Below are 21,724 nucleotides of genomic sequence, written 5' to 3'. Positions count from 1 at the left end.
AAACCCTAACGCGCGCTTAAACGAGGCCCGGTTGAATAAAATGCGGGCCGAATTAGTCAAACCCGGGTGTTCCGGCCTTTTCGGGGTGCTGCTCCAGGTGCGCTGCTTTCAAAGCTTCGGAGGCTTTGCGGCTGCCATCATGGCTCCAACCCGGCGGGGCTATGGCATACATCAGCCGTTCGCGCAGGGTCAAACCGCGCTGTGACATGTCGCGCGCAATCGACAGCCACTCGTGAAAGGCAACGCGCAGCGGGTTGAAGGTGCCGATATTGTGGACCAGGCCGTAGTCGACCTTTTCGTCCTCTTGCTCGGGCACAAAAGTGCCAAACATCTTGTCCCAGATGATCAGCACGCCGGCATAGTTGCAGTCCAGATAGCGGGCGTTGCGGCCATGGTGCACGCGGTGGTGGCTGGGCGTGTTCATCACCGCCTCGAACCAGCGGGGCATCTTGCCGATGGCCTCGGTATGGATCCAGAACTGATAGATCAGGTTCAGACCCCCGACAAACAGCACCATGGCCGGGTGAAACCCCAACAGGATCAGCGGGGCGCGGATCACCATCATGAAGGTGAAGGTGCCGGTCCAGGTCTGCCTGAGCGCGGTGGTCAGGTTGTAATGCTGGCTGGAATGGTGGTTCACATGGCTGGCCCAGACCCAGCGGATGCGGTGCCCAAACCGGTGGACCCAATAGTACCGCAGATCATCCAGGATGAAGCAGATCACGATCACCGGCCAGCTGAGCCCAAGGTCCAGCGGCGTGATCCGCCACAGCACCATGAAGAACCCCCAGGCGACAAAGCCCAGGATAATGCCCGAGGCGACGCTGCCGGCGCCCATGATCAGCGAGGTGACCGCGTCGCGCGTCTCGTACCGCCCACCGCGGCCCGACAGGTGGATCCACACCAGTTCGGCCAGGATGGCAGCCAGAAACAGCGGCACTGCCCAGGACACCACGTCGGGGAAACTGACCAATCCGTCCATCATTGCTCTCCTTCGTGCAGCAGGTCGCGCCATTGCGCGACGGTCTCGGGTGGCAAGGGGATGCGCAGTTGCCCGGTGCCGTAATCGGGGAACCGCAGGGCAATGTGATCGCCGTGCAGCCGGGCCTTTGGCGACAAGCGCCGCGCCACGGTGTCTGCGCCAAATGCCCAAACAATTCCAGCGCCTGCCGATGACATGACCAATGCCGCCCTGCCATTGCCGGCCATGGCCACCTGCAAGACCTTCGTGTCCGGGAATTCACGAACCCAGGCCGCACGCGCCTGGGCCTCGTCCCGCAGGTTTACGCGGCGCGAATAGCCCAACAAATGCAACAAAACGGCCACGAACAGGATGCCAAAGACAACCAACGGCCCAAGTATTTCCAGCGGCATTTTCCTCTCCCGTCAGGAAATGGACAATCTGGGCGATCCGCTGTCAATATTATCAATACGTGACCTAGGGTCATGTTTTGCTTGCCAAGTGTTTTTCGCCCGATGAATTCTTTCACAAGGAATTGAACTTGGGGAATCTGGTGGTTTTTGAAAGCAGATTTAGCGCGGTAGTGGCCGGCAATCGGACACTGACGTCGCTTTTCTTGGACGAGATGCAGAATCGCGGCCCGGCTTGGGTGATCCGCGATGGGGTGTCCGGCCATGTCTTGACAGGCGACGCGTTGGCAATGGCCGTGCCGCGGGTGGCGGGGTTTCTGCACGCGCGCGGTGTCGCGCGCGGCGATTGTGTCGCCCTGATGTTGCCGAACAGTCCTGCTTTTTGCGTTATCTTTCACGCGTTGCTTTGGGCCGGGGCGACGGTGACACCGGTGAACCCGGCTTATAAGCCAGCAGAATTGTCGCGCCAGATGGCCAAGTCAGGCGCGCGGCTGATTGTTGCGGCATCCACCGAAACGCCAACCGCTGCTGGCATCGCCGCCGACGATCAGGTCCTGGTCGACCTGGATGCAGGTGATCCGCTGGCGTCCTTGGTGGGCGACCCGATACCGGAACAACCTGCGGCTAACCCCGCTTTGCTGCCTTTTTCATCCGGTACAACCGGCGCGCCAAAAGCCGCTCAGCTGCCGCCTGAAAACCTTGTACATAACTTGCGGCAAACACAGGCCATGCTGCGTGTTGAACCGCACGAGGTCACAATCGGCTTTCTTCCGTTCTTTCACATATACGGTCTTGCCACTGTCATGAACGCTTTCTTCTTGGCCGGTGGACGATTGGTAACCCAGCGTCGGTTTGATGCGGGCGAGATGGCCACGCTGATCGATAGGCACAAAGTGAAGCAGCTTTTTATTGTGCCCCCCGTGGCCACGATGCTGATCGGTCACCCGGCAGCGGCAGCGGCAGATCTGCAATCGGTGGACTATGTGCTGTCTGCCGCGGCTCCTTTGGGGCCCCGGCTGCAAACTGCGTTGGAGGACCGGCTGGGGGCAACCGTGTGTGAAGGGTTCGGGATGACCGAGCTCAGCTCCTTCTCATATATTGCGCCCGCCCATCTGCCTCGCGATGGCAGCTGTGGCCTGGCCCTGCCGGGCGTGCGCACGCGGATCGTGGACCCGGAAACGCAAAAAGACCTGGCCGCTGGACAGGTGGGCGAAATGTGGTTGGCCGGTGCACAGTTGATGACCGGTTACAAAGACGCGCCAGAGGCCAATGCCGACACATTGGTGGAGGGCGCGTGGCTGCGCACTGGCGACTTGGCCAGCATCGATGCCGATGGTTATCTGTTTCTGCATGGCCGATTGAAGGACATCGCCAAGATCCGTGGCTTCCAGGTTTCGCCGGTCGAAGTTGAGGCCGTGCTGACCGCGCATCCCGGCATTGCCGACGCGGCGGTTATCGGTGCCGCGGGGCCCATGGGGGACGAGATGCTGTTTGGCTTTGTGGTGCCACAACCCGGTGCCGAATTGCCGGCTGAGGATGATCTGTTGGCGCATCTGTCGGCAGAACTGTCCAGCTACAAGATCCCGCGACGCCTGTTGCCCATTGACGAGATCCCGAAATCACCAGCAGGCAAAATCGCCCGTCACGAACTGCGTGCACGGGCCGATGCTTGGGTGGCGCAACAGCGTTAGGTCAGCTTTCGCCTGCGATCAGGGTGTTCAGGATGGCCTTGGCGCTTTCACTGTCCCATTCGGCGTCCCCTTGCAGGCGCGCAATCTCGCGGCCCTCGCGGTCAAGGATCATCGTCATTGGCAATCCCAGCACGCGCATCTGCCGAGCAAACTGTTGTTTCGGGTCGCGCAGGGTGACGATGTCGTCCACCTCGATGGATTCAAAGAACTTGTTGATCGCAGGAACAGGGTTCCGACCCGTGGCAATGGCTACAACGTCAAAATCGTCACCGCCCAGTTCCTCCTGCAGGGCCTCCAGCCCCGGCATTTCCTTGCGGCAGGGCGCACACCACGTGGCCCAGAAGTTCAGAACGACGTATTTACCATGGAACGCGTCCAAGCTGTGTATGCCTTCAGCCATATCCAGCAATTCAGCAGGGGGAACCTCGGCCGGGGTGCTGTGAAAATTCAGCTTCTTGATCGACCCTTCGCGCATCGCCTCCAGCGTGGCAATATCTGCCGCCGCAACGAAGTTTGCACCCAGCGCCAACGCCGTGTACAGCACTGCGGAACGAATAAAGCTCACTTTCATACGACCTCCAGGGGTGCTCAATGACCAAAGACAGCGCGAATACGATGTGGGGCGGCCGCTTTGCCGCCGGACCCGATGCGATCATGGAGGCGATCAATGCCTCGATCGGGTTCGATCAGCGTATGGCAGCCCAGGATATCGAAGGCTCGCGCGCCCATGCCGCCATGTTGGCCGCCACAGGCATCATTACCGATAACGATGCAGCGGCGATCCGGGAAGGGCTGCTCACGGTGTTGTCAGAGATCGAAAGCGGAAATTTCGCGTTTTCGACCGCTTTGGAAGACATTCACATGAATGTCGAGGCGCGTTTGAAAGAGGTTATTGGCGAACCGGCGGGCCGTCTACATACCGGGCGCAGCCGCAACGATCAGGTGGCGACCGATTTCAAACTGTGGGTCCGCGACCAGTATGACGCCGCGATTGCCGGGATCGAGGCGCTGATGAAAGCTTTTGTCGCGCAGGCCGAGGTGGGCGCCGATTGGGTCATGCCCGGTTTCACCCACCTGCAAACCGCGCAGCCGGTGACCTGGGGCCATCACATGATGGCCTATGTCGAGATGCTGGGCCGCGATCTGAGCCGGTTTCGTGATGCCCGCGCGCGGATGAACGAGGCGCCCCTGGGTGCGGCGGCACTGGCCGGCACATCGTTTCCCATCGACCGCGAAATGACCGCCGCCGCGCTGGGCTTTGACCGGCCCGCGGCCAATTCGCTGGACGCGGTGGCCGATCGGGACTTTGCGCTGGAGTTCCTCAGCTGTGCCTCGATCTGCGCGATGCATCTCAGCCGCTTTGCCGAGGAATTGGTGATCTGGTCGTCGGCGCAGTTCCGGTTCGTGGTGCTGTCGGACCGGTTTTCGACCGGTTCGTCGATCATGCCGCAGAAAAAGAACCCTGATGCGGCCGAGCTGATCCGCGCCAAGATCGGGCGGATCATGGGTGCAATGGTGGGGCTGTTCACGGTGATGAAGGGGCTGCCGCTGACCTATTCCAAGGACATGCAGGAAGACAAGGAACAGGTCTTTGACGCTGCTGACAGCCTGATGTTGGCGCTGGCGGCGATGGAAGGCATGGTCAAGGACATGGAAGCCAACGTGGATGCTCTGGAAACCGCGGCTGCCAGCGGGTTTTCCACCGCCACCGATCTGGCCGATTGGCTGGTGCGGGCGTTGAACATGCCGTTCCGCGATGCCCATCATGTGACAGGGTCGCTGGTGGCGATGGCCGAAAACAAAGGCTGTGATCTTCCAGACCTGACACTGGATGACATGCAGACCGTGCATGCGCAGATCACAGCCGATGTATTCGACGTGCTTGGCGTTAAGAATTCCGTTGCCAGTCGAATGAGTTATGGTGGGACCGCGCCGACACGGGTTCGCGAACAGGTGGCGCGGTGGAAAGAGGTGTTGTCGTGAAGAAACTGGTTCTCTTAGCAGTGGTGTTTCTGGGCGCTTGCGGCGCTGACGGCCCGCCGGTCACTCCGGCGCTGAACGCCGGGGTGAAACTGACGCCAAAAGGTATCTCTACCTCGGCCTCGGCCGGGGTGCGTGCCGGCAACGTCGCGGTGTTGGTCGGGCTTTAACCCGCGACCGGATGCCCACGATCACGGAGGCAGCCGATCAGGATGTCCTTGCGCAAATGACGGGTTTCGAGCGCACCCGCCGCTGCACCCGTGGCCGCGCCAACAATAAGACCCGAAACCAAACCCTCTTCGTTCGACACATCGTCATCGGCAAAGCCGGCCAATGCACCCACACCGGCGCCAACTGCGGCGGCTGTGCGTGTTTCCCCGTTCCACACCGATTGCGACTTGGCCAAAGCCCGGCATTCTGCAAGGTCTTGTTGATAGCCGGGGCCGGCCTTGCTGCTGAGGGCGGGTTCGTATGACGCCCCGGTACCCGAACACGCGCTGACGGCAAGGGTGGCACAGAGGGCGGAGAGAATCGTTGTTTTCATAATGTTTACCTTTCTTTTCATACAGTTCAGCCAGCCCACTGCCGGTAGGCAGCGGAGGAAGAGAGTTGGTTATTGACTGATGGGTCAGTAACTAGGTAACGCGTTGTTGACCTGCAAGTCATTATTTATCTTGTGGTCAAATTTTTTTTCTGAAGACTGCACTGCAGGAAGGAAAAGCAATGCCCAAGATTGTCGATCGCGAAGAAATGCAGGAGCGGATCATCGCGGCCACCATGTCTGCATTCGTCAAATACGGCCACGCCGCAACCAAAATGACGGATATCGCGACCGAGGCAGGTTTGGCCAAGGGAACGCTGTATCTGTATTTTCAAAACAAGGAAGAACTGACCCTTGCGCTAGTCCGGGCCTGCTTTGCTCTTTGGGAGGAGCAGGTGAAACGCGCAGAACCCCCTGAAACCCTTGAAGACTTTATCGTAATTGTGCGCGGTGCAATCACGCCGGGACAAACAGACCGGCAGGCGACACGGATGTTCTTCGAGATCATGGGGGCCGGCACGAACACGCCGGGCCTGATGGAAGAGGTGGCAGCGTTTTATAAAATGCTGGGGCGGTTCTATGCTCAGAACCTGCGGGCTTTGAAGAATAATGGTGTCCTTTCGCCGCGGCTGAACGCACGGGCCCATGGGCGCGCAATTGCATCCATCGCCGATGGCTTGGTGATTCACCGGGCGATGTTCGAACTGGATGACGCCCTGTATGACGAAATGGTTGCGGCCGTTCTTGCGCAAGTGCGGGCGGGCCTGACCGTGGGAGGGGTGGAGCATGGATAGGATACGCTGGCTATTTCTGGCGCTGGCGCTGTGGGGCGCTGTGCATCCAATGGCCTATTTCCTGGCGTGGTTCGGCGAGAACGGGTTTGATCTGGCGGGCATGATCGATGCCTGGCACGTCAATGACGCCAGCAGCGGCTTGGTCTGGGACCTGACAATTGCTGCCATTGCCCTGACGGTTTGGGTCGTGGCGGAATGCGCTGCGGCCCGCCGTTGGCGGGGGCTTTGGGCCATTCCGGCGACGTTTTGCATCGGCGTAAGCTGTGGGTTGCCCTTGTACCTGTTTTTGCGCGTCGGGATCCAAAGGCGCGCCTGACGGCGCAAGTTTTTTGTCTCGCTTGGCGCCTTCGGCTTCGCGCTCGGTTGGGGTGCTTGGGGCACGGTTGCATTGGCGTTGGCGAGCGGCTATTGCGCGGATATGGATCATTTTCTTTATCGCGATGGCATTCTTCATGCCGAAGACGTGCCGCTGAGCCAGATTGCCGCGGCGGTGGGCACGCCGTTCTATTGCTATTCCACGGCGACATTTACCCGGCATTTCCGTCTATTTGACGAGGCGTTGGAGGGAATGCCGCATTTGGTCTGTTACGCGATGAAGGCCAATTCGAACCAGGCAATCCTGACCTTGATGGCCAATCTGGGCGCGGGCGTTGATGTGGTCTCGGGTGGGGAGTATGCGCGGGCACGCGCAGCCGGGTTCGAAGGCGACAAGATCGTGTTCTCGGGCGTTGGCAAAACGCGCGACGAGATGCGTACGGCCCTTGCCGGCGGTATCCGACAGTTCAACCTGGAAAGTGAGCCCGAGATGCGGGTGCTGGACCAGGTGGCGCGCGCGATGGGCGTGGTGGCCCCGGTCACGGTTCGGGTGAACCCGGATGTGGATGCCAAGACCCATGAGAAGATCGCCACGGGGAAATCCGAGAACAAGTTCGGCATTCCGATCGCCAAGGCGCGTGAGGTTTATGCCGAGATCGCCACGTTGGAAGGCTTGCGGGTTGTCGGGATCGACGTGCATATCGGCAGCCAGCTGACGGATTTGGAACCGTATCGTCTGGCCTATCGCAAAGTGGCGGAATTGACAGACGTGTTGCGAGCGGACGGTCATGCGATTGAGCGTCTGGATCTGGGCGGCGGCCTGGGTATTCCTTACGAACGCTCCAATGATGCGCCGCCTTTGCCTGTGGAATATGGCGCGATGGTACGTGAGGAGCTGGGTCATCTGAACGCAGAGATCGAAATTGAGCCGGGCCGCCTGATTGCCGGGAACTCGGGTGTTCTGGTGACCGAGGTGATCTATCTCAAAGAGGGCGAAGGCCGTGACTTTCTGATCGTGGATGCGGCAATGAATGACCTGATCCGCCCCTCGATGTATGCCGCCCATCACGACATCGTTTCCGTGGTCGAGCCAGCAGCGGGTGCAGATCCGGCCACCTATGACGTGGTTGGGCCGGTATGCGAATCAGGCGACACTTTTGCCAAGCAACGGGTGATGGCGCAGTCGGGGCCGGGCGACCTGATCGCGTTCCGGTCGGCCGGTGCTTATGGCGCCGTTATGGCCTCGGAATACAATTCGCGGCCTTTGGTGCCCGAAGTGTTGGTCAGCGGGGATCAATTCGCTGTCATTCGACCACGTCCCAGCTTTGACGAAATGATAAACCGCGATAGGGTACCTGAGTGGCTGTAGCCGCGCGTTTCGCGATGGCGGCCCGAGGTATCGAGGATCTGTTATCGCGCAACCGGACAACTCTGACATTCTGAGCCACATCGCCTGGCCACTGCGATGGACGCAGGCCGGGATGGTTGTGGAACGTGCCGCGCGGGCGTTTTGGCCGGCGGGGTCGCTGGCTCTGTTGGCGTTCGGGTTGGTTTCGTTGGGGCTGTACCGGGTGGTGCCGCCTATGGCGGCGATGATCCTGACGGGTCTGGCCGGGCTGGGTGTTCTCGGCTTGCTGGCACATGGGGCGCGACGGTTCCGGTGGCCGACACGCGCCGCAGCGTTGCAGCGTCTGGATGACAGCCTTCCGCATGCCCCCATTACCACATTGCTGGACCAGCAGGCGGTTGGCGCGCAGGATGGTGCCTCGCGCGCGGTTTGGGCCGCGCATCGGGCGCGCCTGCGGAAACGGTTGGACGGGTTGCAACCCGTGGCCCCGCGCCCTGCGTTGCACCTGCATGACCGGTATGCCTTTGGTCTTCTTGCCTGCACCCTGGCCCTGACAGGGTTGGTTTTTGGCACGGGGTTGCGCCCCGGCGAAGTGGCCGGTGTCGTGGCCCAGTCCGGGCAAACCGTGGCGGCCGGACCGGCGTGGGAAGGGTGGGTAGAGCCCCCCTCGTTTACCGGCAAGCCCACGCTGTATCTCAATGATCTGGGGGGCGAAACGCTGACGGTGCCTCAAGGCAGCCGTGTCACCCTGCGCTTGTACGGCGAGGCGGACAGCTTGCAGGTGGTCGAAGATGTGTCGGGCGGCGAGGCCTTCCCGCTGGCTGACCCGATGGCCCAGAGCTTTGAGATCGCGCGCGCGGGCGAGATGCGGATCGACGGGCCCGGTGGGCGCGCATGGCAGGTTTTGCTGAGCCCCGATGGCCTGCCGTCGGTGGAGTTCAACGGCGCCATGCGACGCCGCGCCGATGGGGAATTGCAGCAACCGTTTGCGGGGGCCGATGATTATGGCGTGGTCCTGGGACGGGCGCAGATTGATTTGAACCTGGCTGCCGTCAGCCGGCAACACGGTTTGGTCGCCAACCCCGACCCACGACCGGAAATCCTGCTGGACCTGCCAATGCCCATTAGTGGTGACCGGGCGAGCTTCGAAGAACTGCTGATCGAAAACCTGTCCGAACATCCGTGGGTTGGGCTGCCGGTACAGATCCGGTTAAGCGTGGATGACGCGCGAGGGCAGACAGGGTTTTCAGACAATCTGGCGACCGAGCTGCCGGGCCAAAGGTTCTTTGATCCGCTAGCCAAAGCCGTGATCGAACAAAGGCGTGACCTGTTGTGGGCGCGCAGCAACGGCACGCGGGTGCTGCAGATCCTGCGAGCTGTGTCTTACAAGCCTGATGATGTTTTTCGCGAGGGCAGCGCATATGGCGCAATGCAACAGGTGTTGCGCGATCTGGCTGAAGCGGCCAAAGGCGATCTGACGCCCGAGCAGCAGCAGGAACTGGCCGATGCTTTATGGGACCTCGCCAACCTGATCGAATTTGGTGACCTTTCGGATGCGGCCGAGCGTCTGAAACGGGCGCAGGAACGTCTGGAAGAGGCGATGCGCAACGGCGCCTCGGACGAGGAAATCGCCGAGCTGATGCAAGAGCTGCGCGACGCGATGAACGAATACATCCGGCAACTTGCACAGCAGCAGCAGAACCAGCAACAGCCGGGTGACGGAACCGATCAGCCCGGCAGCGGTGAACAAGAACAGCGCGAGATCACCGGCGAACAGTTGCAGGAGCTCTTGGATGAAATCCAGCGCCTGATGGAAGAGGGCCGGATGGCCGAGGCCATGCAACTGATGGAACGGTTGAGCCAGATGATGGAGAACCTGCAGGTCACTCAGAACCCTAATGGCCAAAGCACGCCGGGCCAGGAGGCGATGGAAGGGCTGGGCGAGACCCTGCGCGAGCAGCAGGGCCTGTCTGATCAGGCCTTCCGCGATCTGCAGGAACAGTTCAACCCAGGCGCACAAGCCGGACAAAGTGGCCAGAACGAAGGGCGCAATGGCGGCGAGGGGCGCGGCTCCAGCCACGAAGGCCAGCAGGGCGAAGGACAGGGGCAGGGCGGCGACCAGCCGGGCGCGCAGTCCGGCGATGGCGGGCAAGGCCAACCGCAAAGCCTGGCTGAACGGCAGCGCGCGCTGCGCCGGCAATTGGAACAGCAACAGCAGAACCTTCCGGGTGTCGGCGGCGAAGCCGGACGCCAGGCGCGCGACGCGCTTGACCGTGCAGGCCGCGCCATGGATCGGGCTGAACGCAACCTGCGAGAGGGCGACCTTGCAGGGGCTCTGGACGATCAGGCCGATGCCGTGGATGCGCTGCGCGACGGCATGCAAAACCTCGGCGAAGCCCTGGCGGAGCAGCGCCAGCAACAGCAGGGACAACAGGGCCAGCAGGTGGGACAAGGCGATCCTAATGGACGGCGTGACCCACTGGGCCGCGAGGATACCGGTCGGGGCGGTTTGGAAAGCGACGAGAACTTGCTGGGCCAAGGGAACGATCCCTTCGCCCAGGCGCGTGACCTGTTGGATGAAATCCGCCGTCGATCGGCCGAACAGGAACGCTCGACAGAAGAGCGCGACTATCTGAACCGCTTGCTGGACAAGTTCTGATTACTCGCCGCTAAGCCCGTTCAGAAACGCCGTCAATTGCTCGGTGCCCGTGCTGACAAGGCCGTTGACCGTTACGCGCAAACCATCCGCAAATTGAACATAAGCGGTCAGGGCGGGCGCCGTGGCAGGGACCTTGTCCGCGATGAGCGGTGCCATTGTATAAACAACCGCCAGGATCACGCCCAGCAGGATCATCAGGCCAAAGCCAGTGCCGAAACGGCTGCGTCGCCTGAGGGGTGCTGATGCGCCCCCGGGCGTGGCGCCGGCCACCTCGTCGCCAACGCGGTCCGAACTGGCACGCAGGGTCGAATTTATTTCCTCGATGTCGGGCAGCATTTCGCGGCGCGGTGCGTCGTCTTGCTCGAACACTTCGGGCGTAACACCGCGCAGGCGGGCAATGCGATCCCGCAACTCGGTCCCGTCCGGGCGTTCCGACGGCGCGTTCAAACCAAGGTCAGGCTGACTTTCCAGCCCTGTATTCTCGGCCTGCCGAGCCTGGGATTCACGGGCGGCTTCCTCGCGCAGAATGTCTGCGACCCCTTCGTCCAGCTCTCGACGCGCCGGGGTGTCGTCGGTCTGAGGTTCGGTCGGGGGCTCGGGTTCCGGTGCAGGGTCCGGGTCCGGCACGGGGGCGGCTGCAACGTCGACCCTTGGTTCCAAGCCGGAATCTGGCTCGGGCTGTGGTTCTGGTTCCACGATGGTCTCGTCGATCGTGGCGAGGGGCTCTGGTTCGGCGGCCTCATCCGCCAGCTGTTGAGCGCTTTTCTGAAACCACGTAGTGCCGCAGTTTGAACATTGTACATCGCGGCCCCCGTCGGGGATTACCGCGTCATCCACTTCGTAAACGGCATCACAGTTTGGGCATACCAGTCGCATATTGCCTCTTTCGTTTTCGGCGATATTTGTCCGCCGTGCTCCCCGATTGGGTCACATTTTGAATCAAACGGTCGAAAAATTCAAAGAAATTGCGTAGCAACGGCATTGAAACCCTAAATACTGTGGGGCAAAACCTGCAAAAACCAACCGGGGGCTGCAGTGATCGATCTTGAGAACGTGTCTCAGAACTATGGTGGCGACGAGCTGCTAAGCGGTGTTTCACTGCGCCTGGCACCTGGTTCGTTCCATTTTCTGACCGGGCCTTCGGGGGCGGGCAAGACCACCATGATGAAGCTTTGCTATGGCCAATTGCTGCCAAGCACAGGCTCTGTGCGTCTGTTCGACAAGGAGGTTACAGCGATGGACCGCGACATGGTGGCAAACACCCGACGCCGCATTGGGGTGGTCCACCAGGATTGCCAATTCCTTGACCATCTGACCTTGGCTGAGAATGTCTTGCTGCCGCTGACAGTTGCGGGACGCGACACCGGTGCAGAAGCGCAGAATTTGAAAGACCTGCTGGGCTGGGTTGGGCTGGGGGCCCAAACACATGCGCGGCCACCACAGTTGTCAGGCGGTGAGCGGCAGCGCGCTGCACTGGCCCGCGCGGTGATTATGGACCCCGAGGTGATCCTGGCAGACGAGCCGACGGGCAACATCGACTGGGACATGTCGCTGCGCCTTTTGCAGTTGCTTACGGAATTGAACCGCATGGGAAAAACCGTGCTGATTGCCACGCATGATCTGAACCTGATCCGTGCCGCCAAAAGTCAGGTCGCGGCCCGTGTGTTGCGGATCAAGGACCGGCGCGTGCAACTTGCGGGGGCGGATCTGTGAGTGTTTTCAGAGGATTGATCACCCTGCTGCGCGGAGATCCCCAAGCCGACCGGGTGGTGCCACCCACCGGCTTCACGGTACGGCTGACGGTGTTCACCTCGGCGGCCATGGCGTTTCTGGCGGTGTTCGCACTGGCCTTGTCGATCTCGGCCGGACGGTTGGCTGATCGCTGGTCTGGCGCATTGGCGCGGACCGCAACGGTGCGTATCTCGGCACCCGAAGGTCAGATGGCCACACAGGCCGCGGCGGTGTTGGAAGCGCTGCGAACTACACCCGGCGTGGCCGAGGCACGTTTGCTGACACCTGACGACCAGAAAACCCTTTTGGCTCCGTGGTTTGGCCCGGATTTGCCGGTAGAGGACTTACCGCTTCCGGCCCTGGTAGAGCTGCGCGAAACGGCCGAAGGTTTTGACGCGGCCGCGCTGCGCTTGCGCCTGTCAGCCGAGGCGCCGGGGGCGGTTCTGGACGATCACACACGCTGGCGGCAACCGCTGGTCACGGCGGCGGACCGGCTGCGCCTGCTTGCCGTCTTGTCACTGGCGCTGATCACGGCGGCCTCGGGTGCGATGATCGTTCTGTCGGCCAACGCAGCCCTTGCTGCAAACGAAAAAGTCATTGCCACGCTTAGACTTGTGGGCGCGCGCGACGTGTATATCGCACGGGCCTTTGTACGGCGTTTCACCGGGCGCGCGTTGCAAGGCGCGGCTGTCGGAGCCGCTTTGGCAACCGGTGGCGTAGCGCTGTTGCCGGGGGCGGACAGCGCAGGTGGGTTTCTGACAGGGCTGGGATTTGCCGGGGCGGGCTGGGCTTTGCCGGTGATCATTCCGGTGGCCGCAGCAGTGGTTGCGTTTTGGTCAACGCGGCTGGCGGCGTTTCGGGTTTTGCGAGGAATTTCATAATGTTGGCATATGCTTGGCGTTGGTTCAGGTCGCTGGTCTTTGTAGCCCAGATGTACCTGACGATGGCGATTATGGCGCTGTATTTCACCCCGCTTGCAGCCATCAACCGGGTTTGGGCGTTCAGAGGGGTGCACACTTATTGCCGGTGGGTCCGGTGGACGGCGTCGTGGATGATCGGCCTGCGATCCGAGATCCGTGGCGACGTGCCGGACGGAGAGGTGCTGATTGCCTCTAAGCATCAGAGTTTCTTTGATATTATCATGATCGTGTCGGTGGTGCCGCGGCCGAAATTCATCATGAAACACTCGCTGAAATGGGCGCCGATCCTTGGGTGGTTTGCCTTGCGTATTGGCTGCGTCCCGGTGGATCGGGGCAAGAAAGCCAAGGCCGTTGAGCAGATGGTTGCAGGGGTGCGGGCAGGGGTTGAGACGCCGGGGCAGTTGATCATCTATCCGCAAGGGACCCGCGTCGCGCCGGGGGCCAAAAAGCCTTATAAAATAGGGCCTGCGGTGCTGTATGGCGAGTTGTCACAGGATTGTGTGCCAGCGGCAACCAACGTGGGTGTCTTCTGGCCGCGCACGGGCATATACCGCAAACCGGGGCTGGCAGTGGTAGAGTTTTTACCGCCCATTAAACCGGGGCTGAGCACCGAGGCGTTTATGGAAACGCTGGAAACCACGATCGAGGCTGCATCCGATGCGCTGATGGCGGAAGCGGGAAAATTGTAGCTTTTCTTTAAACTTTCAGGGATCCGGAACATGGATTTTTTAAACTCTCTGGATGAGCTGGAGGCGCTTTACGGTGCCCCCGGCCCGGCGGCCACGCGGAAGGTGGCGCGCCAAATGACACCGCTCTATCGCAAGTGGATCATGGCGTCGCGGTTTTGCGTGCTGACGACGGTGGGCCCCGAGGGCTCCGATGGCAGCCCGCGTGGCGACGATGGCCCCGTGGTGGTCGAGCTGGACCCCGGCACGCTGGCGCTGCCGGATTGGCGCGGCAACAACCGGATCGACAGCCTGCGCAATATTGTGCGCGACGGTCGGGTGTCGCTGATGTTCATGGTGCCGGGATCAAACAACGTGATACGGGTAAACGGCACGGCGAAGCTGACAGCTGACCCGGCGATGTTGGCCCGGTTCGATCGCGACGGCAAACAGCCGCGTACCGTGGCGGTGATCACCATCGCCGAGATCTACAGCCAATGCGCCCGCGCCCTGATGCGGGCACGCACCTGGACGTCGGGCGACGAAAGCGATGGCTTGCCCAGCGTCGGGGACCTGCTGCAGGAAATGACGCAAGGCGAGATTGACGGCAAAGCCTATGACGCAGAATGGCCGGGCCGCGCCGCCACGTCTATGTGGTGATCAGCTGTCCTGAAACAGCTGGTAAGCCTCGGCGCCGGTGGCGCCGTGGTGCACCACAGCCTCGAGCGCTTTGAGCATCGCCAGCGGTTTTTCGGACTGGAACACGTTGCGGCCCATATCCACGCCGGCCGCGCCCTGATCAATGGCGCGGTAGGCCATTTCCAGCGCGTCGGCCTCGGGCAGTTTCTTGCCCCCGGCGATCACGATGGGCACCGGGCAGCCCAGCACGATGTTTTCGAACCCTTCGTCAACGTAATAGGATTTGACCACCTGCGCGCCGATCTCGGCGGCGATCCGGGTGGCCAGGCCGAAATAGCGCGCATCGCGCACCATGTCGGCGCCCACGCCGGTGACGGCCATGGTGGGGATGCCATAGCGCAGGCCGCTGTCGATCAGCTTGACCACGTTGCCGATGGATTTGTGCTCATACTCGGCGCCGATATAGACCTGCGCGGCCATGGCGGACACGCCCAGACGCAGGGCGTCCTCGATCTCGACCGAGATCAGCTCGTTCGACAGCTCGGTCAGGATCGAGTTGCCGGCCGAACAGCGCAGCGCGACAGGTTTGTTGACCTCGGGCGGGATCATGGTGCGGATGGCCCCGCGGGTGCCCATCAGAACGTCGGTGTAAGGGGCCAGGGGGGCGATCGTCAGGTCGATCCGTTCCAACCCCGTGGTGGGGCCCTGAAAATAGCCGTGGTCAAAGGCCAGCATCACCGTGCGCCCGGTTTCGGGCCGGAACATCGCCGACAGCCGCGCCTTCATGCCCCAGTCGTGATGGGCCGCGCCCTTTAGGAAAAACCGGCTGGTGTCGGGCGGGGTGCCTGCGCCAAAATCTTTGCCGTCCTTGATATCGTCCAGATCCGCCATGGGATTGCCCTCCGCTAATGTGTCGGGGGTTTTGTAGCGGGTTGTGGCGATTCACTGAATATACTTCATTGCTGGAAATATATTTCCAATGAATTCAACTATGCAGGTGCAGCAAAAGCTGGCAGCAAAAGGCCGCTTTGCGGTAACAAGGTTGAAAGGGCCGGTGGAGGACAGGCCCTCGGAGGAGGCAATGTCATGAGTGAAAAGATCATGTCGGCCCGCGAGGCGGCGGCTTTGGTGAACAGCGGCGACACCGTTACGACGTCCGGGTTCGTGGGCATCGGCGTGCCCGAGGCGTTGCTGAAAGCGCTGTCGGCGCGGTTTATGGAGGAAAAAGCGCCGCTGGACCTGACGCTGTTTTTTGCCGCGGGCCAAGGCGATGGCAAGGACCGGGGGCTGAACCATCTGGGCCACGAGGGGCTGCTGAAACGGGTGATCGGCGGGCACTGGGGGTTGATCCCCAAGGTGGGCCGGCTGGCCACCGAGGGCAAGATCGAGGCCTATAATCTGCCACAAGGGGTGATCAGTCACCTGTTTCGTGACATCGCGGCGGGCAAGCCCGGGACGCTGACACCGGTGGGGCTGGACACGTTTGTGGACCCCGCGCTGGGCGGCGGGCGGATCAATGACGCCACCACCGAAGAGCTGGTTTCCCGGGTCGAGATCGGCGGCGATACGCATCTGTTTTACAAAGGGTTTCCCATCGATGTGGCCTTTCTGCGCGGCACCACCGCGGACGCGGCGGGCAACGTGACGATGGAGCACGAGGCGCTGGTGATCGACAACCTGGCGCAGGCGATGGCCACCAAGAACTCGGGCGGGATCGTGGTGGTGCAGGTGGAACGCACCGTGGCGCGCGGCACGCTGTCGCCGCGCGAGGTGCAGATACCGGGCGCGCTTGTCGACGCGGTGGTGATTGCCGCGCCTGAGGATCACATGCAGACCTTCGCCACCCCGTTCTCGCACGCCTTCACCGGGCAATACCGCACCGATGCCAGCGCGATGCCGGCCATGGCGCTGGACGCGCGCAAGGTGATCGCGCGGCGCGCGGCGTTTGAACTGCCGGTGAACGCGGTGGCCAATCTGGGGATCGGCATGCCCGAAGGGGTGGCCGCCGTGGCCGCCGAGGAAAAGCTGTTGCAGCATATCACCCTGACGGCCGAGCCGGGCGTGATTGGCGGGCAACCGGCCAGCGGTCTGGATTTTGGCGCGGCGGCCAATACCGATGCGGTGATCCCGCAGGCCTCGCAGTTTGATTTCTATGACGGCGGCGGTTTGGATATCGCTATCCTTGGCATGGCCGAGGTGGACGGGACCGGGGCGGTGAATGTCTCGCGCTTTGGGCCACGGCTGGCCGGTGCAGGCGGGTTCATCAATATCAGCCAGAACGCCCGGCGGGTGGTGTTCTGCGGCACCTTCACATCGGTCGCGTTGCAGGTTGAGGTGGCCAACGGTGCGCTGAAGCTGGTTCAGGACGGCCGGGTGCGGAAATTTGTGAACGGGGTGGAACAGGTCACGTTCTCGGGCCGCCGGGCGGCGTCGCTGCGCCAGCCGGTGCTGTATGTCACCGAACGCTGCGTGTTCCGTCTGACGCCCGAGGGGATGGAACTGATCGAGATCGCGCCGGGGGTGGATCTGCAAAAGGACATTCTGGACCAGATGGCCTTTGCCCCGGTTATGAACGATGTGGCCCAGATGGACCCGCGGATTTTCGAGGACGGCCCGATGGGGCTGGCGGCGGATCTGCTGCATCTGGATCTGGACGAGCGCATCACGCTGAGCGACGACACGCAGCGGCTGTTCATCAACCTGTCGCGCATGCGCATCCGCAATGGCGGCGATATCGAACAGGTCCGCGCGCGGGTCGAGACGCTGTGCGCGCCGCTGGACCACAAGGTGGCGGCCATCGTGAACTACGAGGGCACGACGATTTATCCCGAGGTCGAGGACCGCTGGGCCGCGATGGTGAACGGGCTGGAGGATGCCTATTACGGGCTGACCAGCCGCTATTCGGGGTCGGCCTTTATGCGGATGAAGCTGGGCAAGGTGTTCACGCGCGACGTGGAACCGGCAGTGTTTGCCGATGCCGACGCCGCCGAGGAATTTGTGCAAAAGGCCCGCGACTAACTGCGCGCGGGGCGCAATGTGCCGACGCAGTCGCCAAACCCCACCCGGTAGCCCGCGCCAATGGCCGCACCGCGCAGGGTCATGGTGTCGCCATCCTCGATAAAGCTGCGGGTCTGGCCGTCGGACAGGGCAAAGGGCTCTTTGCCGCCCCAACTGATCTCAAGCAGGCTGCCGCGATTGCCCTTTTCCGGCCCCGAGATCGTGCCCGAGCCCAGCAGATCCCCCACCCGCATCGGGCAGCCCGAGGTGGTGTGATGGGCCAGTTGCTGGGCGGCGGAATAATACATCTCGGCATAATTGGTACGGGCGATCACCGTTTCGGTGCCGTTTTCGGGGGTCATGCCGACCTGCAGCGCGATGTCATAGAGCATCGGGCCAGGCTCGTGCAGGTGGTCCAGCAGCGGCACCTCGCGCGGCGGCGTGGCGGTGCGGAACGGCGCCAGCGCGGCGGCGGTCACGATCCACGGGCTGATCGTGGTGGCGGTCGCCTTGGCCTGAAACGGGCCCAGCGGCTGATACTCCCACGCCTGAATGTCGCGCGCCGACCAGTCGTTCAGCAGCACGTAGCCAAAGATGTTGTCAAAGGCCTGGGCCACCGAAATAGGGCCATCCGAGGGTTGGCCGACAATCGCGCCCATCTCAAGCTCGATATCGAACCGGGCCGAGGGGGCAAAGCGCGGGGCGTCGTCATTTGGCCCCTTCAGCTGGCCGTGGGGGCGGGTGATGTCGGTGCCCGAGATGACCACCGACGAGGCGCGGCCGTTATAGCCGATGGGGATGTGTAACCAATTGGGCGGCAAGGCGTTTTCGGGGCCGCGGAACATGGTGCCGACATTCTGGGCGTGGTGGCGGCCGGCGTAGAAATCGGTGTATTCGGCGACGTCAAACGGCATGTGCAGCCGGGCCGTGGACATGGGCAAAAGGTGGGTCTGCAACGGAGCGGGCTCGGCATCGGCGGACAGCCCGCGCGTCAGTTGCGCCCGCAGATCGGCCCAGGCGGCCTGACCCAGCGCCATGAAGGCATTCCAGCGGCCTGTTTGCAGTGTGCCCTGCGCGGTGATCACCCCCGCGGCTTCGGCACTGGCCAGATCGAGGATCTGATCGCCGATCGCCACCCCGCAGCGCGGTGCGGCGCCATCGGCAGAGAAGACGCCATAGGGCAGGTTGTTCAGCGGGAAATCGGTGTCGGGGCTGTTGGCGCTGGTGACCCAGCTGGGCAAAAGAGTGGTCATGATGTGATCTCGGCGTCGGGCTGCGCGTTGGGATGGGCGGCAACAAAGGCCGGCAGCGCGGCGCAGCGGGTTTCAATTTCGGTGAGGCGGGGCAGAGCGGTCATGTCGACGCCCCAGCGATGGGCATTGTAAAGCTGCGCGACCAGGCAGATATCGGCCAGCCCGGGCGTGTCGCCAAAGGCGAAAACGGGGCCATCGGGCAGCAGCGCGTCAAAGGCGGCCAGCCCCTGGATCATCCAATGATGCATCCAGTTCAGCACCGTGTCTTTGTCGTGGCCCATGGCCTGCAGCCGCTGGGTGACGCGCAGGTTGTTCACCGGATGCACGTCGCAGGCCATGGTCAGCGCGGCGGCGCGGACCTGCGCGGCGGCGACGGGGTTGGGTGGCAGCAGCGGCGGGGTGGGATGCGCGGTGTCGAGGTAGTCGAGGATGGCCATCGACTGCGTCAGCACCGTGCCGTCCTCCAATGCCAAGGCAGGCACCCCGGCGCCGGGATTCAGGGCGGTATAGGACGGGTCGCGCTGTGCGTCTTTCAGCAGGTCAACAGGGTGAATGTCGAACGCCAAGCCTTTGAGATGCATGGCAATCCGCACGCGGTAAGACGTGGTTGAGCGCCAGTAGGAATAGAGGGTCACAGCGGGATCCTCAGCCCGTCGCGACCGATATGCAGGGGGCCGGCGAAATGCGGTGCAGCCTCGGCGCGCCAGTCGTTTTCGGTGAAATCGGGGTCGTCCGAGGGGACGAGGTGGTTCAGCGCCAGTTGTTTTGCGCCCGCGCGCGTGGCGATTCGTGCGGCCTCGGCGGCCGGGGTGTGGCTGCGCAGCAGGTGGGTTTTTAGCCGGTCGTCGCCATTGCCAACCCGGGCGCAAAGCGCGTCGATCCCGGCGGTCAGCATCGCTTCGTGCACCAGCAGATCGGCGTCTTTGGCGAAGTCCACCATGGCAGGAAAGGTGGCGGTATCGCCGGAAAAGACCACGCTGTGGTCGCCGTCAAACCGCAAGGCGAAGCTTTCGGCGATGGGCGGGTGGTCGTTCAGCATGGCAGTGATCCGCAGGCCGGCGGGGTTGGGCACGTCGCCGGGTTCCAGCAGCTGCAGATGTACAAGATCGCGCAGGTCGGGGCGGCCCTCGTCGGCGATGCGCAGGTCGATATCTTCGGCCATTGCGGCAAAGAACCCGTCGACATAGGCTCGCAGCCCCGAGGGGCCGATCACGGTGACCGGATCGCGCCGCCCGGCGGTCCAGGCGGTATGCAGAAGCGGCCCAAGCTCAAGATAATGGTCGGAATGCAGATGCGTGATCAGGATCAGGTCGACCTGATGCACGCCCACGCCCTGATCGATCAGCCCGCGCGACACGCCCAGCCCGCAATCCACCACCACGTTCTGCCCGCCCATCTGCAACAGATGCGCCGTGGGCATGGGCGCGCCGGGGCGGATGGCGGGGCCGCCCTTTACCCCCAAAAGCGTAACAGATGTCATGTGTTCCAATTCCCCTCGGGTGTGCCGTCGAATTTCTTTTCAAGGTCTGACCAGCAGTCGATGTAGTCATCCTGCAACGGTGCTTCGGTTGCGGCAAAGGGGGTCAAATGCTGCGGAAAGCGGGTTTCGAACATGAAGGACATGGTGTTTTCCAGTTTCTCGGCGCCCAGTTCGGCGGTCGAGGCGCCCTCGAACGCGCTTCGGTCGGGCCCGTGGGGCAGCATCATGTTGTGCAGGCTCATCCCGCCAGGGACAAAGCCCTGCGGCTTGGCGTCGTAGATGCCGAAGATGTTTCCCATCAGCTCGGACATGATGTTCTTGTGATACCAAGGCGGGCGGAAGGTGTTTTCGGCCACCATCCAGCGATCTCGGAATAGCACAAAATCAATATTTGCCGTGCCTGGAATCCCGGATGGGGCGGTTAGAACTGTAAAAATCGAAGGATCTGGGTGATCGAACAGGATCGCGCCCACCGGGCAATATGTCCGCAGGTCGTATTTGTAGGGCGCATAGTTTCCGTGCCAGGCCACCACGTCCAGCGGGCTTTGCGCGATCTGGGTTTTGTGGAACTGGCCGGCCCATTTCACCGTGATGGTCGATGCCACCTCGTGATCTTCGAAGGCCGCAACGGGGGCCTTGAAATCGCGCGGATTGGCCATGCAGTTCGCGCCGATGGGGCCGCGGCCCGGCATCTCGAACTTTTGGCCGTAATTCTCGCAGACAAAGCCGCGGGCGGGGCCTTCGATCAGCTCAACCCGGTAGACGAGGCCGCGGGGGATAATGGCGATCTCTTGCGGTTCAAGGTCGAGGATGCCGAGTTCGGTGTAGAACCGGATGCGACCCTCTTGCGGGACCACCAGCAGTTCGCTGTCGGCTGAATAGAAATAGTCATCCACCATGCTTTCGGTGATCAGGTAGATGTGGCTGGCCATGCCCACCTGCGTGTTCACGTCGCCCGCCGTGGTCATGGTGCGCATGCCGGTCAGCCAGGTCAGCGCGGTGCCATCGGCAGATACGGGATCCCAACGATACTGGCCCAGGCTGGCCACTTCGGGGTCCACGCAGGGGGCGGATTTCCAATAGGGCAGCGCGACCGGCGCGTAGCGGGTGGAATGTTTAACCGAGGGGCGAATGCGATAACACCACGTCCGCTCGGGCAGGTCGGCGGTGAAGGCGGTGCCAGAAAGCTGTTCAGCGTAAAGACCATAGGGGCATTTTTGCGGGCTGTTCATGCCTTGCGGCAAGGCGCCTTGCAGGGCCTCGGTCTCGTGATCATTGCCAAAGCCGGGCATGTAGCCGGGCGTGGTGCCATTGGTGGCAAGCTGCTGGGTCATCGGGCG

At 62.4% G+C, this 21,724-nt stretch carries 22 protein-coding genes; 12 read left to right on the top strand and 10 right to left on the bottom strand.

Going from position 1 to position 21,724, the window contains the following annotated elements:
• Positions 1 to 52: 52 nt before the first annotated feature.
• Both ACMU_RS08305 and ACMU_RS08300 read right to left on the bottom strand, forming a co-directional pair.
• Positions 53 to 982, bottom strand: a complete 930-nt coding sequence (locus ACMU_RS08305) for a sterol desaturase family protein (protein WP_035258307.1) — start codon at positions 980 to 982, stop codon at positions 53 to 55.
• A complete protein-coding gene (locus ACMU_RS08300; protein WP_035258304.1) occupies positions 982 to 1,374 on the bottom strand; it encodes a hypothetical protein in 393 nt (130 codons plus the stop codon). The genes ACMU_RS08305 and ACMU_RS08300 overlap by 1 nt, the downstream gene beginning before the upstream one ends.
• Positions 1,375 to 1,544: 170 nt before the next feature.
• Here ACMU_RS08300 and ACMU_RS08295 point away from each other — a divergent pair, with 170 nt between their 5' ends.
• Complete coding sequence (locus tag ACMU_RS08295) at positions 1,545 to 3,062, top strand: class I adenylate-forming enzyme family protein (RefSeq protein ID WP_152544558.1); 1,518 nt, start codon at positions 1,545 to 1,547, stop codon at positions 3,060 to 3,062.
• A 1-nt stretch (position 3,063) separates the two neighbouring features.
• On the opposite strand, the gene ACMU_RS08290 is transcribed toward ACMU_RS08295, so the two are convergent.
• Positions 3,064 to 3,633, bottom strand: coding sequence for a TlpA family protein disulfide reductase (locus ACMU_RS08290; protein ID WP_035258302.1), 570 nt, complete (start codon positions 3,631 to 3,633; stop codon positions 3,064 to 3,066).
• A 20-nt stretch (positions 3,634 to 3,653) separates the two neighbouring features.
• Between ACMU_RS08290 and argH the strand changes: the two genes are divergently transcribed.
• Together argH and ACMU_RS19590 are read left to right on the top strand one after the other, a co-directional pair.
• The gene (gene argH, locus ACMU_RS08285) at positions 3,654 to 5,045 is read left to right on the top strand and encodes an argininosuccinate lyase (RefSeq protein ID WP_035258300.1); all 1,392 of its coding nucleotides are present in this window, start codon (positions 3,654 to 3,656) and stop codon (positions 5,043 to 5,045) included.
• A complete protein-coding gene (locus ACMU_RS19590; RefSeq protein ID WP_169737934.1) occupies positions 5,042 to 5,212 on the top strand; it encodes a hypothetical protein in 171 nt (56 codons plus the stop codon). The genes argH and ACMU_RS19590 overlap by 4 nt, the downstream gene beginning before the upstream one ends.
• Here the strand turns inward: ACMU_RS19590 and ACMU_RS08280 are convergent.
• The gene (locus ACMU_RS08280) at positions 5,209 to 5,586 is read right to left on the bottom strand and encodes a hypothetical protein (RefSeq protein WP_035258297.1); all 378 of its coding nucleotides are present in this window, start codon (positions 5,584 to 5,586) and stop codon (positions 5,209 to 5,211) included. The genes ACMU_RS19590 and ACMU_RS08280 overlap by 4 nt on opposite strands.
• Positions 5,587 to 5,765: 179 nt before the next feature.
• On the opposite strand from ACMU_RS08280, the gene ACMU_RS18710 reads away from it, so the two are divergent.
• The 4 genes from ACMU_RS18710 to ACMU_RS08260 all read left to right on the top strand — a co-directional run bounded on the left by ACMU_RS18710 (position 5,766) and on the right by ACMU_RS08260 (position 10,699).
• Positions 5,766 to 6,377, top strand: a complete 612-nt coding sequence (locus tag ACMU_RS18710) for a TetR/AcrR family transcriptional regulator (protein WP_051588176.1) — start codon at positions 5,766 to 5,768, stop codon at positions 6,375 to 6,377.
• Entirely contained in the window at positions 6,370 to 6,693 is a 324-nt protein-coding gene (locus ACMU_RS08270) for a DUF2834 domain-containing protein (protein ID WP_035258295.1), read from the top strand. The genes ACMU_RS18710 and ACMU_RS08270 overlap by 8 nt, the downstream gene beginning before the upstream one ends.
• A gap of 102 nt (positions 6,694 to 6,795) precedes the next feature.
• The gene (lysA, locus tag ACMU_RS08265; RefSeq protein WP_035258292.1) at positions 6,796 to 8,061 is read left to right on the top strand and encodes a diaminopimelate decarboxylase; all 1,266 of its coding nucleotides are present in this window, start codon (positions 6,796 to 6,798) and stop codon (positions 8,059 to 8,061) included.
• Between the two features lie 43 nt (positions 8,062 to 8,104).
• Positions 8,105 to 10,699 (top strand): DUF4175 domain-containing protein, encoded by a 2,595-nt coding sequence (locus ACMU_RS08260; protein WP_051588174.1) that lies wholly within the window; start codon positions 8,105 to 8,107, stop codon positions 10,697 to 10,699.
• Here the strand turns inward: ACMU_RS08260 and ACMU_RS08255 are convergent, their stop codons facing one another.
• Positions 10,700 to 11,575: a zinc-ribbon domain-containing protein gene (locus tag ACMU_RS08255; protein WP_081805449.1), complete on the bottom strand. Its 876-nt coding sequence runs from the start codon at positions 11,573 to 11,575 to the stop codon at positions 10,700 to 10,702. It abuts the gene before it with no gap.
• 159 nt (positions 11,576 to 11,734) lie between these two features.
• Between ACMU_RS08255 and ACMU_RS08250 the strand changes: the two genes are divergently transcribed.
• Genes ACMU_RS08250 through ACMU_RS08235 form a run of 4 tightly spaced genes read left to right on the top strand, consistent with a single transcriptional unit; the run spans position 11,735 to position 14,675 of the window.
• A complete protein-coding gene (locus ACMU_RS08250) occupies positions 11,735 to 12,412 on the top strand; it encodes a cell division ATP-binding protein FtsE (protein ID WP_035258288.1) in 678 nt (225 codons plus the stop codon).
• Positions 12,409 to 13,311, top strand: a complete 903-nt coding sequence (locus tag ACMU_RS08245; protein WP_035258285.1) for a cell division protein FtsX — start codon at positions 12,409 to 12,411, stop codon at positions 13,309 to 13,311. Before ACMU_RS08250 ends, ACMU_RS08245 begins: the two co-directional genes overlap by 4 nt.
• Before the next feature lie 2 nt (positions 13,312 to 13,313).
• A complete protein-coding gene (locus ACMU_RS08240) occupies positions 13,314 to 14,039 on the top strand; it encodes a lysophospholipid acyltransferase family protein (protein ID WP_035258813.1) in 726 nt (241 codons plus the stop codon).
• Between the two features lie 30 nt (positions 14,040 to 14,069).
• Positions 14,070 to 14,675 carry a pyridoxamine 5'-phosphate oxidase family protein gene (locus ACMU_RS08235; protein ID WP_035258282.1) on the top strand — a complete coding sequence of 202 codons (606 nt, stop codon included), beginning with the start codon at positions 14,070 to 14,072 and terminating at the stop codon, positions 14,673 to 14,675.
• On the opposite strand, the gene lsrF is transcribed toward ACMU_RS08235, so the two are convergent.
• Positions 14,676 to 15,545 carry a 3-hydroxy-5-phosphonooxypentane-2,4-dione thiolase gene (lsrF, locus tag ACMU_RS08230; protein WP_035258279.1) on the bottom strand — a complete coding sequence of 290 codons (870 nt, stop codon included), beginning with the start codon at positions 15,543 to 15,545 and terminating at the stop codon, positions 14,676 to 14,678.
• A gap of 195 nt (positions 15,546 to 15,740) precedes the next feature.
• Between lsrF and ACMU_RS08225 the strand changes: the two genes are divergently transcribed.
• Positions 15,741 to 17,672, top strand: a complete 1,932-nt coding sequence (locus tag ACMU_RS08225) for an acyl CoA:acetate/3-ketoacid CoA transferase (RefSeq protein WP_035258277.1) — start codon at positions 15,741 to 15,743, stop codon at positions 17,670 to 17,672.
• Here ACMU_RS08225 and fahA read toward each other — a convergent pair.
• From fahA to hmgA, 4 genes are read right to left on the bottom strand one after another with little or no spacing between them, the layout of a single operon-like run.
• Positions 17,669 to 18,904: a fumarylacetoacetase gene (gene fahA / locus ACMU_RS08220; RefSeq protein ID WP_035258274.1), complete on the bottom strand. Its 1,236-nt coding sequence runs from the start codon at positions 18,902 to 18,904 to the stop codon at positions 17,669 to 17,671. The genes ACMU_RS08225 and fahA overlap by 4 nt on opposite strands.
• Entirely contained in the window at positions 18,901 to 19,539 is a 639-nt protein-coding gene (gene maiA / locus ACMU_RS08215; protein WP_035258273.1) for a maleylacetoacetate isomerase, read from the bottom strand. Before maiA ends, fahA begins: the two co-directional genes overlap by 4 nt.
• Complete coding sequence (locus ACMU_RS08210) at positions 19,536 to 20,384, bottom strand: MBL fold metallo-hydrolase (RefSeq protein WP_035258270.1); 849 nt, start codon at positions 20,382 to 20,384, stop codon at positions 19,536 to 19,538. The genes maiA and ACMU_RS08210 overlap by 4 nt, the downstream gene beginning before the upstream one ends.
• Positions 20,381 to 21,718: a homogentisate 1,2-dioxygenase gene (hmgA, locus tag ACMU_RS08205; protein ID WP_407636991.1), complete on the bottom strand. Its 1,338-nt coding sequence runs from the start codon at positions 21,716 to 21,718 to the stop codon at positions 20,381 to 20,383. Before hmgA ends, ACMU_RS08210 begins: the two co-directional genes overlap by 4 nt.
• Positions 21,719 to 21,724 lie beyond the last annotated feature (6 nt).

Origin of the sequence: Actibacterium mucosum KCTC 23349 (assembly GCF_000647975.1) — a bacterium.
Lineage (GTDB): Bacteria > Pseudomonadota > Alphaproteobacteria > Rhodobacterales > Rhodobacteraceae > Actibacterium > Actibacterium mucosum.
The sequence above is the reverse complement of the archived record's forward strand: the minus strand, read 5'-3'. Positions and strand labels throughout refer to the sequence as shown.